This is a genomic window from Nonomuraea pusilla (assembly GCF_900109355.1).
Taxonomy (GTDB): domain Bacteria; phylum Actinomycetota; class Actinomycetes; order Streptosporangiales; family Streptosporangiaceae; genus Nonomuraea; species Nonomuraea pusilla.
On the sequence record NZ_FOBF01000033.1, the window covers coordinates 40,356 to 55,275 of the forward strand.

At 72.3% G+C, this 14,920-nt stretch carries 17 protein-coding genes; 11 read left to right on the plus strand and 6 right to left on the minus strand.

The window, feature by feature from the left end; all coding sequences use genetic code 11:
- Positions 1-275 precede the first annotated feature (275 nt).
- A complete protein-coding gene (bldC, locus tag BMX74_RS40315) occupies positions 276-479 on the plus strand; it encodes a developmental transcriptional regulator BldC (RefSeq protein ID WP_013133571.1) in 204 nt (67 codons plus the stop codon).
- A gap of 209 nt (positions 480-688) precedes the next feature.
- Here the strand turns inward: bldC and BMX74_RS40320 are convergent, their stop codons facing one another.
- On the minus strand, positions 689-1,372 hold the full coding sequence (locus tag BMX74_RS40320) for a TetR/AcrR family transcriptional regulator (protein ID WP_236715143.1): 684 nt from the start codon (positions 1,370-1,372) through the stop codon (positions 689-691).
- Positions 1,373-1,517: 145 nt separating this feature from the next.
- Between BMX74_RS40320 and BMX74_RS40325 the strand changes: the two genes are divergently transcribed.
- From BMX74_RS40325 to BMX74_RS40340, 4 genes are all read left to right on the plus strand, one after another.
- On the plus strand, positions 1,518-2,567 hold the full coding sequence (locus BMX74_RS40325) for a LacI family DNA-binding transcriptional regulator (protein ID WP_055509431.1): 1,050 nt from the start codon (positions 1,518-1,520) through the stop codon (positions 2,565-2,567).
- A gap of 118 nt (positions 2,568-2,685) precedes the next feature.
- A complete protein-coding gene (locus tag BMX74_RS40330) occupies positions 2,686-2,934 on the plus strand; it encodes a hypothetical protein (protein WP_055509429.1) in 249 nt (82 codons plus the stop codon).
- A 142-nt stretch (positions 2,935-3,076) separates the two neighbouring features.
- Positions 3,077-3,913 carry an N-acetylmuramoyl-L-alanine amidase gene (locus tag BMX74_RS40335; protein WP_091105695.1) on the plus strand — a complete coding sequence of 279 codons (837 nt, stop codon included), beginning with the start codon at positions 3,077-3,079 and terminating at the stop codon, positions 3,911-3,913.
- The gene (locus BMX74_RS40340; RefSeq protein WP_091105697.1) at positions 3,910-5,508 is read left to right on the plus strand and encodes a beta-N-acetylhexosaminidase; all 1,599 of its coding nucleotides are present in this window, start codon (positions 3,910-3,912) and stop codon (positions 5,506-5,508) included. Before BMX74_RS40335 ends, BMX74_RS40340 begins: the two co-directional genes overlap by 4 nt.
- A 46-nt stretch (positions 5,509-5,554) precedes the next feature.
- On the opposite strand, the gene BMX74_RS40345 is transcribed toward BMX74_RS40340, so the two are convergent.
- Together BMX74_RS40345 and BMX74_RS40350 are read right to left on the minus strand one after the other, a co-directional pair.
- Positions 5,555-6,607, minus strand: a complete 1,053-nt coding sequence (locus BMX74_RS40345; RefSeq protein ID WP_176573582.1) for a quinone-dependent dihydroorotate dehydrogenase — start codon at positions 6,605-6,607, stop codon at positions 5,555-5,557.
- A gap of 6 nt (positions 6,608-6,613) precedes the next feature.
- A complete protein-coding gene (locus tag BMX74_RS40350; RefSeq protein ID WP_091105715.1) occupies positions 6,614-7,264 on the minus strand; it encodes a response regulator in 651 nt (216 codons plus the stop codon).
- Positions 7,265-7,296: 32 nt separating this feature from the next.
- Here BMX74_RS40350 and BMX74_RS40355 point away from each other — a divergent pair, with 32 nt between their 5' ends.
- Together BMX74_RS40355 and lpdA are read left to right on the plus strand one after the other, a co-directional pair.
- Positions 7,297-7,671 (plus strand): tautomerase family protein, encoded by a 375-nt coding sequence (locus tag BMX74_RS40355; RefSeq protein ID WP_091105698.1) that lies wholly within the window; start codon positions 7,297-7,299, stop codon positions 7,669-7,671.
- A 38-nt stretch (positions 7,672-7,709) separates the two neighbouring features.
- Complete coding sequence (gene lpdA, locus BMX74_RS40360; RefSeq protein WP_091105717.1) at positions 7,710-9,089, plus strand: dihydrolipoyl dehydrogenase; 1,380 nt, start codon at positions 7,710-7,712, stop codon at positions 9,087-9,089.
- A 40-nt stretch (positions 9,090-9,129) separates the two neighbouring features.
- Here the strand turns inward: lpdA and BMX74_RS40365 are convergent, their stop codons facing one another.
- On the minus strand, positions 9,130-9,594 hold the full coding sequence (locus tag BMX74_RS40365; RefSeq protein WP_091105718.1) for an anthrone oxygenase family protein: 465 nt from the start codon (positions 9,592-9,594) through the stop codon (positions 9,130-9,132).
- A gap of 112 nt (positions 9,595-9,706) precedes the next feature.
- Between BMX74_RS40365 and BMX74_RS40370 the strand changes: the two genes are divergently transcribed.
- The 4 genes from BMX74_RS40370 to BMX74_RS40385 all read left to right on the plus strand — a co-directional run bounded on the left by BMX74_RS40370 (position 9,707) and on the right by BMX74_RS40385 (position 13,286).
- Complete coding sequence (locus tag BMX74_RS40370) at positions 9,707-10,297, plus strand: RNA polymerase sigma factor (protein ID WP_236715142.1); 591 nt, start codon at positions 9,707-9,709, stop codon at positions 10,295-10,297.
- A complete protein-coding gene (locus BMX74_RS40375) occupies positions 10,294-11,433 on the plus strand; it encodes a CU044_5270 family protein (RefSeq protein WP_091105700.1) in 1,140 nt (379 codons plus the stop codon). Before BMX74_RS40370 ends, BMX74_RS40375 begins: the two co-directional genes overlap by 4 nt.
- A 212-nt stretch (positions 11,434-11,645) precedes the next feature.
- The gene (locus BMX74_RS40380) at positions 11,646-12,491 is read left to right on the plus strand and encodes a phosphotransferase family protein (RefSeq protein ID WP_091105702.1); all 846 of its coding nucleotides are present in this window, start codon (positions 11,646-11,648) and stop codon (positions 12,489-12,491) included.
- A gap of 63 nt (positions 12,492-12,554) precedes the next feature.
- On the plus strand, positions 12,555-13,286 hold the full coding sequence (locus BMX74_RS40385; protein WP_055509415.1) for a WD40 repeat domain-containing protein: 732 nt from the start codon (positions 12,555-12,557) through the stop codon (positions 13,284-13,286).
- Between the two features lie 15 nt (positions 13,287-13,301).
- On the opposite strand, the gene BMX74_RS40390 is transcribed toward BMX74_RS40385, so the two are convergent.
- Positions 13,302-14,267 (minus strand): hypothetical protein, encoded by a 966-nt coding sequence (locus BMX74_RS40390; protein ID WP_143078935.1) that lies wholly within the window; start codon positions 14,265-14,267, stop codon positions 13,302-13,304.
- 33 nt (positions 14,268-14,300) lie between these two features.
- On the minus strand, positions 14,301-14,774 hold the full coding sequence (locus BMX74_RS40395) for a hypothetical protein (protein WP_055509411.1): 474 nt from the start codon (positions 14,772-14,774) through the stop codon (positions 14,301-14,303).
- Positions 14,775-14,920: the final 146 nt, after the last annotated feature.

Sequence of the window (14,920 nt, forward strand, 5' to 3'; positions counted from 1 at the left end):
CTGCTCTCTTCTGCGAACTGAGTAGTTTGCCGTTTTCACTGCGATACCACGAAACGTGTCGCTAGAATCACCGAGCGTGACATGGCCACGAGGGCGGGCAGTTGGGTCAAAGAAGGGCTCGCCAATCGCTCTACGTGGCGGTATGGTCACATCGGGTGATGCCGCATATGGCTCAGAAAAGCCGCACGCTCTGCGCCATAGGGGGACATCCGTGACACGCGCAAAGGCAGTCACAGGATCGCTAAGCCGGTCCACACGGAGGAGAGGCCGCACAAATGTCAGCTCGTACACCCGAGGCCGAGCCACTGCTCACGCCCGCCGAGGTCGCGACCATGTTCAGGGTCGACCCCAAGACCGTCACGCGGTGGGCCAAGGCGGGTAAGTTGACGTCGATCCGCACCCTCGGCGGTCATCGGCGTTACCGCGAGACCGAGGTCCGTGCGCTGCTGGCGGGCATTCCGCAGCAGCGCTCGGAGTAGTCGGGAGAGGTCGTCACGCACCTCAGGGGGGTAGCGGTGGACCAGGTTCGCGCCTGACCCGGTCCACCACCGTGACGACATGACGTGCACATGGAAGCTGGCGCCGCCCGCCCGGCGCCATCCTTCCCCGGCGCGAGCCGGGCACCCGCAGAGATCCCCCCGACCCCGCCCCGAGCACGAGCAGATCCCCCGACCGCAGGGCGATCGCCTCACCGCGCGGCCGGCTCCCGGGCCGCCGGCTCTCCTTCGAGCTGCTCCAGCAGCAGGCGCACGCCCGGGTCGTGCGCGGCGGCGACCCCCAGCAGCGCCACCATCTGGTCCACGAGCACACGCTCCAGCGTCCCGCGCTCCACGTCGCGGTGCTCCAGCCAGTCGAGTCCGGCCGTCTCCACCGAGGCGATCCACGACCTCAGGGTCGCGCGCAGCACCGGGCTCGGCTCGTCGGCGTTCAGCTGCCTGAGCACCAGGTGGAACAGGCGCCGCCTGACCCCGTCGACGATCTCCCCGACCTCGCCCGCCCGGTTGGCGGGCCCGCCGCGCAGCAGCGCGGCGAATCCGGCGGCGTGCTCCTCGACGAAGTCGAAGTAGTGCCCGAGCCCCGAGGCCAGCTCCTCCAGCGGGGTGCCGCCCTCCTGCGGGCGCAGCCGCGACTCCAGCCGCTCCGCCGCGCTCCTCAGCGCGGCCACGTAGAGCTCCTGCTTGCCGCCGAAGTAGTGGTACACCAGCGCCCTCGACGCGCCCGCCGCCGACGCCACGTCGTCGATCGAGACGTCCTCGGCGTCGCGGGCGCCGAACAGCTCCAGGGCGGCCGCGATCAGCTCTTCGCGGCGCCGGTCGACGCTGAGCCTGCGGCGTGCCGGCCGCGGGTTCCCGGCTGGCTCTCCTGGGGTCACAGGTGCACAGTATCCGACGCCACAGGCCATGTCGGCGGGTGTCGCAGAGATCAATATCAGGCTGTCCTAACCTCAGGCCGTACCCTGTCGCGTCCTCGATCGTTTGGTCAGACAGGTGCCCATTTCCGCGTCGCGGGGGAGACACATGTCAGGACCACCCGTCAACACTTCAACCATCGCCGAGCTTCGCGAACCGGACGCGTTGCCTCGGCCCCGACCCACGATCCGCAACGTCGCCGAGCGAGCCGGCGTCTCGAAATCGCTGGTCTCGCTCGTGCTGCGCGGATCTCCGCACGTGAGCGAGCACCGGCGCCAGGCCGTGCTCCAGGCGGCCCGCGAGCTCGGCTACCGGCCCAACGCGGTCGCGCGCAGCCTGGTCGAGGGCCGCACCCACCTCGTCGGAGCCCTCGTGGCCGACCTGCACAACCCGTTCTACGCGCAGTTCCTGGACGGCCTGCAGGAGAGCCTGCACGGCGACGGCCTGCGCATGCTGATCGGCAACAGCCAGTGGGACCCGGCGTTCGAGGACGAGGCCGTCGAGTCCTTCCTCGAACTCAGGGTGGACGGGCTCGTCCTGTTAGGCATCGCGCCCACCAGCGAGACGCTCGTCGAGGCCACGGCCTACACCCCCACGGTCGTCGTCGGGGAACGTGACATCCTCCTCGACGGCGTCGACATCGTCGTCGACGACGACCAGCTCGGCGCCCGCCTGGCCATCGACCACCTGGTCGGGCTCGGGCACAAGCGCATCGCGCACATCGAGGGGCCGCGACCGTCGCGCTGCGAGGGCTACCTCGTGGCCATGCGGCGGCACGCGCTGGCGCCGTACATCATGGTCGAGGCCGCGGACTCGACCGAGGAGGGCGGCAGGGAGGCCGCCCGCGCGCTGCTCACCCGCGAACCCAGGCCCACCGCGATCTTCGCCGCCAACGACGTGGTGGCGCTCGGCGTGCTGTCCGCGGCGGGCGAGCTGGGCCTCAGAGTCCCCGAGGACCTCTCGGTGGTCGGCTACGACAACACCCACTTGTCGGCCTCGCACCACATCTCGCTCACCTCGGTGGACCAGGCCAGGCGCTCCATGGGCAGGTCGGCCGCCGCCCTGCTCAGCGACAGGATCGGAGACCCGGGCAAGGCGGCGAGGTTGCGCGAGGTGCAGCCCGAGCTGATCGTCCGCCGGAGTACGGGCCCCGCCTAAGAGCGTGCCAAGGCTGGGTCAAGCCGCATGGCCGCGACACCGGGTCGCGGTTTACTCGTCAGGGTCATGCTTGTGGTGGCCGGCGCCGTCCGGTCACGGTCTGATCCGGGGGACAGTCATGCGTGATCCGGAACTGGTGTCCTGCGCCCAGCGCGCCGCTGCCGAGTTGGAGCGGGCCTGGGCGCAGTGGAGAGCGGGCAGGGGGCGGGGCGCCGACTCCGCCCCCGAGTCGGTCGCCAGCTACGTCGCCCACTCGCTGGACCACCCGTGGGGCCGTCCCCGCGTCGTGCTGGGGCTCGACGCGGAGGACGCGCGGGAGCTCGCCGCGCTGCTGCAGCGCCAGGAGGTCGGCGAGCGCGTCTGGTGACGCCCTGACCCGCGGCGGGAACCCCACCAGGGGAAGCGCCCGTTTTGGGGGTGTTTGGTATGGGTGAGGGGCCGGTCCCGGTTCACCCCTTACTCCGCCAAGGACCGGGCCGGGGCCCGGCGCGTGACGTATTTTGGAGGCCATGCGCGTTTTCCCAGCCTCCGTACTCGCCGCCTGCGGCCTGATCGTCTCCGCGTGCGGCGGCGCCGCCACCGCCACCGGCGGCTCCGCGGCCGGGCAGGCCGTCGTGAACGGCGGTCCCGCGGCGGCCAAGGCCGCCGCGCCGGCCGCGACGACCCCGCCGATGAAGGAGGCCGAGCCGCTCACCGGCAAGGTCGTGGTCATCGACCCCGGTCACAACGGCGGCAACTACCGCGACCCGCAGGCCATCAACCGCAAGGTCAACGTCCTGACCCAGTGGAAGCCCTGCGACACCACCGGCACCTCGACCAACAGCGGCTACAGCGAGGCCGCGTTCTCCTGGGACGTCTCCAACCGCCTGGCGAAGATCCTCAAGGCCCGCGGCGCCACGGTCAAGCTGACGAGGAACAGCAACGACGGCGTCGGGCCCTGCATCACCCAGCGGGCCGCCATCGGCAACAAGGCCAAGGCCGACGCCGCCATCTCGATCCACGGCGACGGCGCCGCCCCGGCGAACCACGGCTTCCATGTGATCATGCCGAAGAAGATCAACGGGCCGGTCGACCCGGTCGTGGCCAAGTCGAGCAGGCTCGGCATCGACGTGCGCGACGCCTTCCACAAGGGCACCGGGCTGCCGTACTCGACGTACATCGGGCGTGACGCCCTGAACTACCGCAACGACCTGGGCGGGCTCAACCTCTCGACCGTGCCGAAGATCTTCATCGAGTGCGGCAACATGCGCAACGCCGCCGAGGCGGCCAAGTTCCAGGACCCCCGCTTCCGGCAGAGGATGGCCCTGGCGCTGGCGAACGGATTGCAGCACTATCTCCAATCATGATTCCTCGCCCACACCTGCTCAACGAGCTCTCCGGTTCCTTCGAGCTGACGGCGGGCGCCGTCGTCTCCGGGCCCGCCGACCTGGTCGACGCCGTACGGGTCGCGCTGCCCGTGCTCGACCTGCGGCCCGGCGACTCGGGGGAGATCGCGCTGCGTGAGGACCCCGCGCTCGACGCCGAGGGCTACCGCCTGGTCAGCGGCTCGCGGGGCGTCGAGATCGCCGCGGGCGGCCGGGCGGGCGCCTTCTACGCGGCGCAGTCGCTGCGCCAGTTACTCCCCGACGCCGCGTTCAGGACGGCCGGGCGGGCGTCCTGGCCCGTGCCCGGCGTGCGGATCGAGGACTCCCCGGCGTTCTCCTGGCGAGGCCTGCACCTCGACGTGGCCAGGCACTTCTTCCCCAAGCGGGAGATCCTGCGGCTGATCGACCTCATGGCCGCCCACAAGCTGAACCGGCTGCACCTGCACCTGGCCGACGACCAGGGCTGGCGGGTGGAGAGCCGCGCCTACCCCCTGCTGCACGAGGTCTCCTCGCACCGGCCGCGCACCGCCACGCACTACTACCGCGAGCCCGAGACCTACGACGACATCCCGCACGGCGGCTACTACACCCTGGACGACCTCGCCGAGATCGGCGCGTACGCGCGGGCCCGCGCGGTCACCGTCGTGCCCGAGATCGACGTCCCCGGCCACGCCTCGGCGATCCTGGCCGCGTACCCGATGCTGGGGGCCACCGGGGAGCCGTACGAGGTGCTCGACCGGTGGGGCATCTCCCCCGCGATCCTGTCGCCGCTGCCGCCGACCGTCGAGTTCCTCACCGCGATCTTCGACGAGCTGATCGGCGCGCTGGGCGACACCCCGTACGTCCACATCGGGGGCGACGAGGTCGTGCTCGACCACTGGACGTCCTCGCCCGAGATCTCCGCCTACCGCGACTCGCTCGGCCTGGCGACGTCCAACGAGCTCCAGGCGTGGTTCCTGCGCCGCCTGGCCGACGTGCTGGCCGAGCGCGGCACGCGGGCCGTGGTGTGGGACGAGGCGTTCGTCAGCGGCGGGCTGCGGCTCGACACCCTCGTCATGCCGTGGCGCGGCATGAACGTCGGCAGGCGGGCCGCCGCGGCCGGGCACGAGGTGATCGCCACGCCGGTGTTCCCGCTGTACTTCGACTACGCCGAGTCCGCCTCGGCCGACGAGCCGATGGCGATCGGCGACACGATCACCGTGGCGGACGTCGCCGCGTTCCGTCCCGCGCCCGAGGAGTGGGCGGAGGAGGAGCGGGCCCGCGTCGTCGGCGCGCAGGCGCAGCTGTGGACGGAGCGGGTGGCCGACGCCCGCACGCTCGACTACCGGATGTGGCCGCGAGCCTGCGCGCTGGCCGAGGTGACCTGGTCGGGCGCGGCGGGGCCCGACTTCACGGCCCGGCTGGAGCGCCACCTCGGGCGGCTCGACGCGCTGGGCGTGGAGTACCGGCCCCTGGCCGGCCCGCACCCGTGGCAGCGCCGCCGCCCGCACCGCCCGAGCGTGGTGGACGTGGAGCAGGTGATGGCCCGCATCGACGCGATGACGCACGACGCGGAGTCGACCCGTCCCAGCCTCTGACCCCACGGCGGGAGCGCGCGGGGCCTGACCGCCCTGCGCGGGGCGGTCAGGCGGTGCGGCCGATGGCCTCGGTGATGGAGGACATGCCGTGGCGGCGCAGCCTGCGCGCGAGCCCCCGGTGGATGCGCGACGCCCACAGCGGCCCGCCGTAGATCCATCCGGTGTAGCCCTGCACGAGCGTGGCGCCCGCGAGGAGGCGCTCCCAGACGTCGTCCTCGTCCTCGACGCCGCCGACGGACACGAGGGTGAGACGGTCGCCCACGCGGGCGCGCAGGCGGCGCAGCACCTCCAGGGAGCGGGCCTTGAGCGGGCGTCCCGACAGGCCGCCCTTCTCGCCGCCGTGCCTGATCGTGGTGTTGGTCGCGATGATGCCGTCGAGGCCCAGGTCGAGCGCGAGGTCGGCGATGGCGTCGACGTCGTCGTCGGCCAGGTCGGGGGCGATCTTCACCAGCAGCGGCGTACGGCGCGGGGTGCCGTCGCAGACCTCCTTGACGGCGGTCAGCAGGGGACGCAGCAGCGACACGGCCTGCAGGTCGCGCAGGCCGGGGGTGTTGGGCGAGCTGACGTTGACGACGAGGTAGTCGGCCAGCGGGGCCAGCTCCTTGGCGCTGGTGACGTAGTCGGCCGTGGCGCCGGACTCCGGCACCACCTTCGTCTTGCCGATGTTCACCCCGACCACCACGGGCACGCCGCGCGGGCGGCGCAGCCTGCGGGCCGCGGCGGCGGCGCCCTCGTTGTTGAACCCCATCCTGTTGATGACCGCCCGCTCCTTCACGAGGCGGAACAGGCGTGGACGCGGGTTGCCGGGCTGGGCGTGCGCGGTGAGGGTGCCGACCTCGACGTGGCCGAACCCGAGCGCGGCGAGACCCTCGGCGCAGGCGGCGTCCTTGTCGAATCCGGCGGCCAGGCCGAGCGGGCCGGGGAAGTGCACGCCGAACGCGGTGATCCGCAGGGCCGGGTCGTGCGGTGCGAGCGCCCGATGGAGCAGTCGCTTGAGCAGGGGTGTCCGCGCCAGCACGGCGAGGCCCCTGACGGTCGAATGGTGCACGGCCTCGGCGTCGAACCGCCGCAAGACCTGCGTGAACACGAGGCGATACATCACGGGTCAGGCTACCAACCCGGCCTCGTGGGCGATGATCGCGGCCTGTACGCGGTTGCGCACGTCGAGCCTGGTGAGGATGGCGCTCACGTACGCCTTGACCGTGCCCTCGACGATGTGCAGCTCGCGGGCGATCTCGGCGTTGGACAGGCCGGCGCCGACGAGCGCCAGCACCTCGCGCTCCCGCTCGGTCAGCGTCTCGACGCGGTCGCGCGCCTTGGCGCCCCTGGCCATCCTGGACGCGCCGAGGTGCGCGATGACCCGCTTGGCGACCTCGGGCGACAGGTACGCCGCCCCGCCCGCCACGGCGTGGATCCCGGCGATCAGCTCGCGCGGGTCGCCCGACTTGAGGAGGAATCCGCTGGCGCCCACCTCCAGCGCCTTGGCGATGTAGTCGTCCTCGCCGAACGTGGTGAGCATCACGACGCCGGTGGCGGGGGCGGCGCGGCGCAGCTCGGCGGCGGCGGCGAGGCCGTCGAGCCTGGGCATCCTGATGTCCAGGAGGGCGACGTCGGGGCGGTGGGCGATGGCCAGCTCGACGGCCTGCCTGCCGTCGCCCGCCTCCGCCACGACCTCCAGCTCGGGGTCGGAGGCGAGGATCGCGCGGACGCCCGCGCGCATCATGGCTTCGTCGTCGGCCAGGAGTATGCGGATCACGCCTTCCATGGTGACGGACCTATAGTCCTCGCATGGCACAGGTGAAGGTCTACGGCCGGCGGGACGTGTGGGCGGGCAGGCAGCGGGAGGTCTCCGATCTCCTGCAGGCGTGCCTGGTGAGCGCGTGGGGGCTGCCCGAGGACAAGCGGTTCCACCGGTTCCTCCTGCTGGACGCCGAGGACTTCGTCTGCCCGCAGCGCGGCGAGAACTACCTCGTCATCGAGGTCGTCTGCTTCACCGGGCGCACCGACGACGCCAAGCGCGCCCTCATCCGGGAGATCTACGAGAAGTCGGGATACGACCCGGAAGATGTGGAAATTGTGATCATCGAGATGCCCAAGGTCAACTGGGGTATTCGCGGGGTTCCGGCCGAAGAGCTGGCCCTGGGGTACAAGGTGGAGGTCTAGCGTCAGAGCGCTCTCCCGGCAGCGGTATGGTCCGACTCATGAGCACTCACTACGACGTCGTCGTTCTCGGCGCGGGTCCGGGGGGATACACGGCCGCCGTCCGCGCCGCCCAGCTCGGGCTGCGTACCGCGGTCATCGAGGAGAAATACTGGGGTGGCGTCTGCCTGAACGTGGGCTGCATCCCGTCCAAGGCGCTGCTGCGCAACGCCGAGCTCGCCCACATCTTCCACCACGAGGCCAAGACCTTCGGCATCAGCGGTGAGGTCAGCTTCGACTACGGCGCCGCCTTCCAGCGCAGCCGCAAGGTGGCCGACGGCCGGGTCAAGGGCGTTCACTACCTGATGAAGAAGAACGCCATCACCGAGTTCGACGGGCGCGGCACGTTCCTGGACGCCAACACGATCCAGGTGAACGGCGAGACGATCACCTTCTCCAACTGCATCATCGCCACCGGGGCCACCACCAGGCTGATCCCCGGCACGTCGCTGTCCGAGCGGGTGGTGACGTACGAAGAGCAGATCATGTCCGACAGGCTGCCGTCCAGCATCATCATCGCGGGCGCCGGCGCCATCGGCGTGGAGTTCGCGTACGTGCTGCACAACTACGGCGTCAAGGTGACCATCGTCGAGTTCCTCGACAGGATCGTGCCGCTGGAGGACGAAGAGGTCTCCGCCGAGCTGGCCAAGCGCTACAAGCGCCTCGGCATCGAGGTGATGACCTCCACCCGCGTCGACGCCATCGACGACAACGGCGCCTCCGTCAAGGTCACGGTGACCCGCGACGGCCAGACGCAGGTGCTCGAGGCCGACAAGGTCATGCAGGCCATCGGCTTCCAGCCGCGCGTCGAGGGCTACGGCCTGGACAAGACCGGGGTCGCGCTGACCGAGCGCGGCGCCATCGCCGTCGACGGCCGCTGCCGCACGAACGTCCCGCACATCTACGCCATCGGCGACGTCACGGCCAAGCTCATGCTGGCGCACGCGGCGGAGTCGATGGGCATCGTCGCGGCCGAGACCATCGGCGACGCCGAGACGATGGAGCTCGACTACGTGATGATCCCGCGGGCCACGTACTGCCAGCCGCAGGTGGCGAGCTTCGGCTACACCGAGGCGCAGGCCCGCGACCTGGGCTACGACGTGAAGGTGGCGAAGTTCCCGTTCACGGCGAACGGCAAGGCGCACGGCCTGGGCGACAGCAACGGCTTCGTGAAGATCATCAGTGACGACACGCACGGCGAGCTGCTGGGCGCGCACCTGATCGGCCCGGAGGTCACCGAGCTGCTGCCCGAGCTGACCCTGGCCCAGCAGTGGGACCTGACCGTGCACGAGGTGGCGCGCAACGTGCACGCCCACCCGACGCTCGGTGAGGCGGTCAAGGAGGCCGTCCACGGCCTCGCCGGTCACATGATCAACATGTGAGCGTCCCGGTGATGCGATCGGTACGGCCCCGCCGTACCGATCACCCCGGCAGGCACAGGGCCGCTCCGGCGAGCGCGAGGGCGGCCGTCGACACCCAGGTCCGCAGGTGGTTCCAGCGGGTCCAGCGGGGCGAGTAGCCGCTCCAGGCCAGCGTTCCCGCCTCCAGCGCGTTGTTCATCGGGACGTTCACGGCGGCGGTGACGGCGAAGCAGCCGACGGCGTAGGCGAGCGCGGCGGCGAGGAGCAGCACCCCGGCCCCCGTCCGGCCGTCCAGCAGCATGAGCACGCCCGCGGCGAGCGACGCCACCGGCGAGAGCGTGAACGCCGCCAGGAACGCCGGGTTGAGGATCTTCCTGTTGGCACTGCGCATGGCGTCCGCCGCCCGCTCCTCGTCGATCGCGTCCAGGCCGGGCATCACCGACACCGAGAACGCGAAGAACACGCCTGCCATCACGCCGTTCAGCACGACGGCGAGGACCGCCACGACGGCTGCGAGAACGTCCATGGCCCCCATGATCCCCCACCTGACGGATTTCTCGGCTTCGCGGTAACAACGGGCGGGCTCGTACCACTTCCTGGTGACAGAAGCACGACACCCGGGACGAGGGGGCGAGGCGGTGACGGATGATTCTCACCGGTTCACCAGCATGTACGACGAATGTCGGCAACGCGTCTGGGCCTACGTGGTCAGCCGCGCGGGCAGACAGGTGGCGGACGAGGTGGTGAGCGAGACGTTCGCGATCGCCTGGCGGCGGCTCGACGACGTCCCCAGCCCCGCCCTGCCGTGGCTGCTCGGCGTCGCGCGCAACGTCCTGCGCGACACCATCAGGGCCGAGGCCAGGCGCGACGCGCTCGCCGCCGAGCTGCGCTCCTGGACCGAGGGCGACGTCGCCGACGAGGTGGCCGAGCGGATGGGCGTCCTGCGGGCGCTGGCCTCCCTGCCCGACGACGACAGGGAGATCCTCGTCCTCGTCGCCTGGCAGGGCCTGTCGCCGCGCGACGCCGCCCGCGTCGTCGGCTGCTCCGCCACCGCCTTCCGCGTCCGCCTGCACCGCGCGCGCAAACGGCTCAAGCAGGCCATGCAGGCCGCGGAGCCCGGCCAGGAGCGGCACGGGCAGGAGCGGCACGGGCAGGAGCCGCGCGGCGGGGAGCCGCAGGGTCAGGAGTCGCGTCCGCGGGTGCGCAACCTCAGCGAGGAGTGGTCATGAACCCCATCGACGAGCTGCGGGCCGCCAGGCCCGCCCACCTGGGCGACACGCCCGTGGACGAGCGTACGAGGGCCGCCGAGCTGGCGTACGCGATGGCGCGGCCGCGGGAGCGGCGCAGGCGCGCCGTCGCGCGGCCGGTCTGGGGGCTCGGGCTGGCAGGGGCCGCGGCGGCGCTCACCGCGGCGGCCGTGGTCGTGGTGAACGGCACCGGCGGCGGTGGCGCGCCGCCCACGTCGGCCGCCGCCCCGCCCGCCTCCAGCGCGCCTCACAAGGTACGGCTCCCGGCGCGCGCCATCCTGCTGGCCGCCGCGGAGAAGGCCGCCGACCAGCCGGAGGCCACCGCCGCGTACTGGCACACCGTGTCCGTCAGCAGGAGCGTCTACACCGTCGAGGACGGCGGCTACCAGGTGGTGGACCGCCAGCGGAGCGAGATGTGGACGCCCAGGGCGATCGGCGGCGAGCAGTGGGGCCGCGACCAGAACCTCGGCGCCGTCCCCGCCACCGACGAGGACCGCGCGGCCTGGGAGCGGGCCGGGTCGCCGTCCCGGCTCACCGTCCAGGTGCCCGGCAAGAAGCTGGAGCCGATGACGCTGTCCACCTCACCGGGGAAGCCGAGCACCCGGCACACGCCGCTGGTCGACGGCGACAAGGTGTTCTGGCTCGGCCGCAACGTGACGATGAAGGACCTGCGGGAGCTGCCGTCCGACCCGGACCGGCTCAAGGCCTGGCTGCTGCGCTCGTACGGGGGCCACAGCACCGAGTCCGACGAGCCGATGTCGTCCGACACGTGGCTGTTCCAGGTGAGCGTGGGGCTCATCTCCGACATGCCGGTCACGCCCGAGGTGCGGGGGGCCGCGTTCCGCATGCTGGCCGCGCTCGACGGCGTGGACGTCACCGAGGACGTCACCGACGCCGAGGGCCGCTCCGGCACCGCGGTCGCGCTGAAGGAGCCCTTCCGGGTCAACGGCGGGGCCGTGCTGCGGAGCCGGCTCATCTTCGACGCGGCGACCGGGCGGGCGCTCGCCACCGAGACCGTCGTCGTCGAGCCCGGCGGGCTCCAGGCGGACCTGCGTCCCGGCGCGGTGTGGAACTCCACGACCGTGCTGGAGTCCGGCTGGACCGACACCAGGGGCTGACCGTCCGTCGGCGCCGAGTCCGATGCGCGCACGCTGATCGAGGAGCGGGGCACCGCGGACCCCGCGCTGTCCGCGCTCCTCGACGCCGCCTTCCAGAAGCCGGTCACCAGGCACGGCCCGGAAGGCCGGTCGCCGAAGGACTCCCGGATGGCCGCGCCGGGGCGGGAGGCTCCGCTACGCTCGCCCACCTGGCGTACCGAGGGGGAGGCGGCGTGGCTGGACGGTGGAGCACCCATGACATCGAGCTGGGCGACGGCGTCGTCGTCAAGCGGTTCCGGGCGCACGGCCGCGACGAGCACCGCCGCGAGTGGCGGGCGCTGACCCTGCTGGCCGAGCACGCGCCCGGCCTCGCTCCCGCGCCGGTCCGGGCCGACCTCGACGCCGACCCGCCCGTGATCGTGATGTCGCGCCTGCCCGGCGAGCCGCTGCGCGGCGCCCGCGTGACGTCCGCGCAGGTGACGGCGCTGGCCGCCGCCGTCACGTCCATGCACGCCGCCGTGCCGCCCGCGCGGGTCGCCGAGCTGCCGGAGGCCCCGTGGACGGCGGGCAGGGCGGTCGCGCTGCTGGAGTCCTACTACCGCGAGGGCTCCTGGCGGAGTCTCGGCGGGCCGGCCCGGGAGGCGTTCGAGCACGGCGAGCGCTGGCTCGGCAGCTCGCCGCTCACGGGCCCGGGACAGCGCGGCGTCACGCCCGTCTTCGGCCCTGTCGACGGCAACCTCGCCAACTTCCTCTGGGACGGCTCCCGGGTGCGCCTCGTCGACTTCGAGGACTCGGGACGTACCGACCGCGTCTTCGACCTGGCGACGATCGTCGAGCACGTGTCCGCCTGGGTGGACTCGACGTTCGACGCCGCGCTGTTCCTCGGAGCGTGCGGGCTGGACGCCGAGGAGGCCGGGCGGCTGCGTGCCTGCCGGCTGGTCGCGGCGCTCGTGTGGCTGATGATGCTCACCCGCGAGGACCCGGCCCATCCGCGCAACCCGCCAGGCACCCTGGAACGCCAGGCGCTCCGGTGCCTGGCGCTGCTGGAGGGCGACCAGGCGGAAACCCGCGTGTCCTGAGGGACGCGCGTCGCATAATGAGGCGGGTCTCTCCTGACCGTGGACCTGACCGAGAGGTGACGCGTGGAACGCAGGCATTTCCTCGCCCTGACCGGCGCCGCCGGCCTGGCCACCCTGGGGGGCCTCGCCGCGCCCGCGCAGGCGGCCGGCTACCGCTTCTTCAACCGCCGCATCCCGGACGAGGCGCACAAGAAGATCGGTGAGCTGGCGCCGTCCGGCATCACGTCGTTCTCGTTCACGCCGTCCAACGGCTGGGTGGTCGTCGCCCAGAACGGCCGGTACTTCGCGCGCGGCATCCCCGACGAGTGCTTCGCCAAGCTCGGCCAGATGATCCGCTCCGGCATGCGCATCCACTGCGTCGCCTTCGCCCCCGAGGGCGGCAACCGCTGGGTGATCACGGCTGACCGGAGCTTCTTCGCCCGCAACATCCCGGACGAGTGCTACAAGCGCATCGGCGGGTACTACGCCGCGGACCAGCCGGTCGTCCATGTGGCGTTCCCCCCGGCGGGAGGCGACCGCTGGGTCGTCGTCGGCACCGACGGCTTCTTCGCCCGGGGCGTCGACGACGCGTGCTACCAGAAGATGCGCGAGCTGTCGCGCGGCCGGCGCGTCACCCGGGTCGCGTTCCCGTACACGGGCGGCTGGACGGTGGTCGCCCAGGACGCGTTCCACGCGCGCGGCATCGACGACGAGTGCTTCCAGCAGATGAAGACGTTCCAGGCGGGCGGGTGGCCGCTGCACGACGTGGCGTTCTCGCCGGTGAACAACGGCTGGTCACTGTCCTCGCGCGGCTGACCCCGGCGGGGCGGCTCATCCGATCAGCGTGTCCCGCACGCGGCGCAGCTCGGGCAGGGCCGCCACCGCCGCCGCAGCCCTGCCGCGCATCGCCTCCGGCGTCCCGGCGCCCAGGTCGTCGAGCAGGTCCCGCAGGGCGTCCGCGCCGTACGGGCCCGACGTCAGGCACCGGGCGAAGGTCACCGCGATCCACCACACCGCCTCCCGGTGCAGGCCCCGCTCGACCAGTTCGCGGGTGCCGTCGATGGAGACGTTCCTGGCCTCCGGGGCCAGGTCGCTCCGGTACGGTCCCGCGTGGTCGCGCGGGACGCCGTCGTAGACGGCGGCCAGCCGGTCGAGGTGCCAGGCGACCCGTTCCTGCGTGAGGTGGGCGCAGCCGAGCAGGCCGAGCAGGTCCTCGTGGAACCCGGCCAGCCCGCGGGCGGCGAGGACGTCACGGGCGGCGGCGTACCGGCGGCGCACGGTCGGGTTGGCGCGGGCCGCGGTCAGCACCACCAGGGTGGGCAGGCTGGCGGGGAACACCCAGGCGAGCACCCGGTCGGCGAGCGGCAGGCGTACGTCGAGACGCGACAGGGCGGAGATCCGCTCCTCCAGGGCGGCGCACCGGGCCCGCACCCAGGACGGCCGGTCGAACTCCGCGGCCACGGCGGCGTGCAGCGCGGCGAGCCGCCCGCCCGAGTCGGCCAGGACGACGCCCCTGCTGGCCCCGGGCGCCAGGGCCGGCGAGGCCAGCACCCGCTCCGCGGGCTCCAGCGGGACGTACCCGACGTCCAGCAGCACCCCCTCGTGCCGGAACTTGCCCAGCTTGGGCGGGACGTCTCCGTCGACCACGATCACGACGTCCACGTCGGAGGCGTACGGCAGCTCCGCCTCCGGCGGCAGCCACGCGGCGGAACCGCTCACGTACGCGCCCACGAACCCCGCGACCCGGTGGCCCGCCACCCACCGGCCAGCCGCCGCCCGCGCCGCTCCCACGTTCACGCCGCCGCCCCTCTCCATCGTCGTGATCGCGCGTCAGTCGGAGAAGAACTCGGGGATCGGCAGGTCGAGCGCCTCAAGGAAGCGGGCGGCCTTGACCTCGACGAAGACGTCGGCGTCGTCGAGATCGACGACGTTCTCCTCGTCGTCCAGCTCGATCTCCTCCGGGTCCTGGTCGTGGGCGAGGTAGCCGAGCAGCTCGCTCGCCTTCACGGCGTGCTCGACCTCGCCCTCGCCCCTGCCGCGCCACATCCACCAGTCGGCGAGGCCCATCGCCTCGCGTACGACGTCCGTGGGCGGCGACGCCTCGTCGTCCTCGAAGTACGTCCGAGGGGTGAACCCCAGGTACGCGACGCCGCTCCCCCGCCCCTGCGGCTGGTAGACGACCGTCGCGATGTCGCTGTCGTAGATGTTGACCATCAGCCACGGCTCGGTCGCGGGAGGCGGCGGGTCGTCCTCGTGGGCGGTCCACCGCTGCCCGTCGTACAGGTAGGTGCCGAAGAAGCCCATCAGCCGGTCATACCCGCTCTGGTGGCCTGACGGATCTCACGTACGGTCCTGTCGATCACGAGGACGACTCTAGGGAGACCGAGCCGCCACCCGCACCCGATTGCGCCAGAAGTGACATTCCTACCTTCCTGTATGGCCGTCAGCCG

Excerpts from the sequence above, each read along its gene's own strand:
- BMX74_RS40335 (WP_091105695.1), top strand. The coding sequence starts at position 3,077 with ATGCGCGTTTTCCCAGCCTCCGTACTCGCCGCCTGCGGCCTGATCGTC.
- BMX74_RS40365 (WP_091105718.1), bottom strand. The coding sequence starts at position 9,594 with ATGGACGTTCTCGCAGCCGTCGTGGCGGTCCTCGCCGTCGTGCTGAAC.
- BMX74_RS40355 (WP_091105698.1), top strand. The coding sequence starts at position 7,297 with ATGGCACAGGTGAAGGTCTACGGCCGGCGGGACGTGTGGGCGGGCAGG.
- BMX74_RS40340 (WP_091105697.1), top strand. The coding sequence starts at position 3,910 with ATGATTCCTCGCCCACACCTGCTCAACGAGCTCTCCGGTTCCTTCGAG.
- bldC (WP_013133571.1), top strand. The coding sequence starts at position 276 with ATGTCAGCTCGTACACCCGAGGCCGAGCCACTGCTCACGCCCGCCGAG.
- BMX74_RS40325 (WP_055509431.1), top strand. The coding sequence starts at position 1,518 with ATGTCAGGACCACCCGTCAACACTTCAACCATCGCCGAGCTTCGCGAA.
- BMX74_RS40345 (WP_176573582.1), bottom strand. The coding sequence starts at position 6,607 with ATGTATCGCCTCGTGTTCACGCAGGTCTTGCGGCGGTTCGACGCCGAG.
- lpdA (WP_091105717.1), top strand. The coding sequence starts at position 7,710 with ATGAGCACTCACTACGACGTCGTCGTTCTCGGCGCGGGTCCGGGGGGA.
- BMX74_RS40330 (WP_055509429.1), top strand. The coding sequence starts at position 2,686 with ATGCGTGATCCGGAACTGGTGTCCTGCGCCCAGCGCGCCGCTGCCGAG.
- BMX74_RS40375 (WP_091105700.1), top strand. The coding sequence starts at position 10,294 with ATGAACCCCATCGACGAGCTGCGGGCCGCCAGGCCCGCCCACCTGGGC.
- BMX74_RS40395 (WP_055509411.1), bottom strand. The coding sequence starts at position 14,774 with ATGGGCTTCTTCGGCACCTACCTGTACGACGGGCAGCGGTGGACCGCC.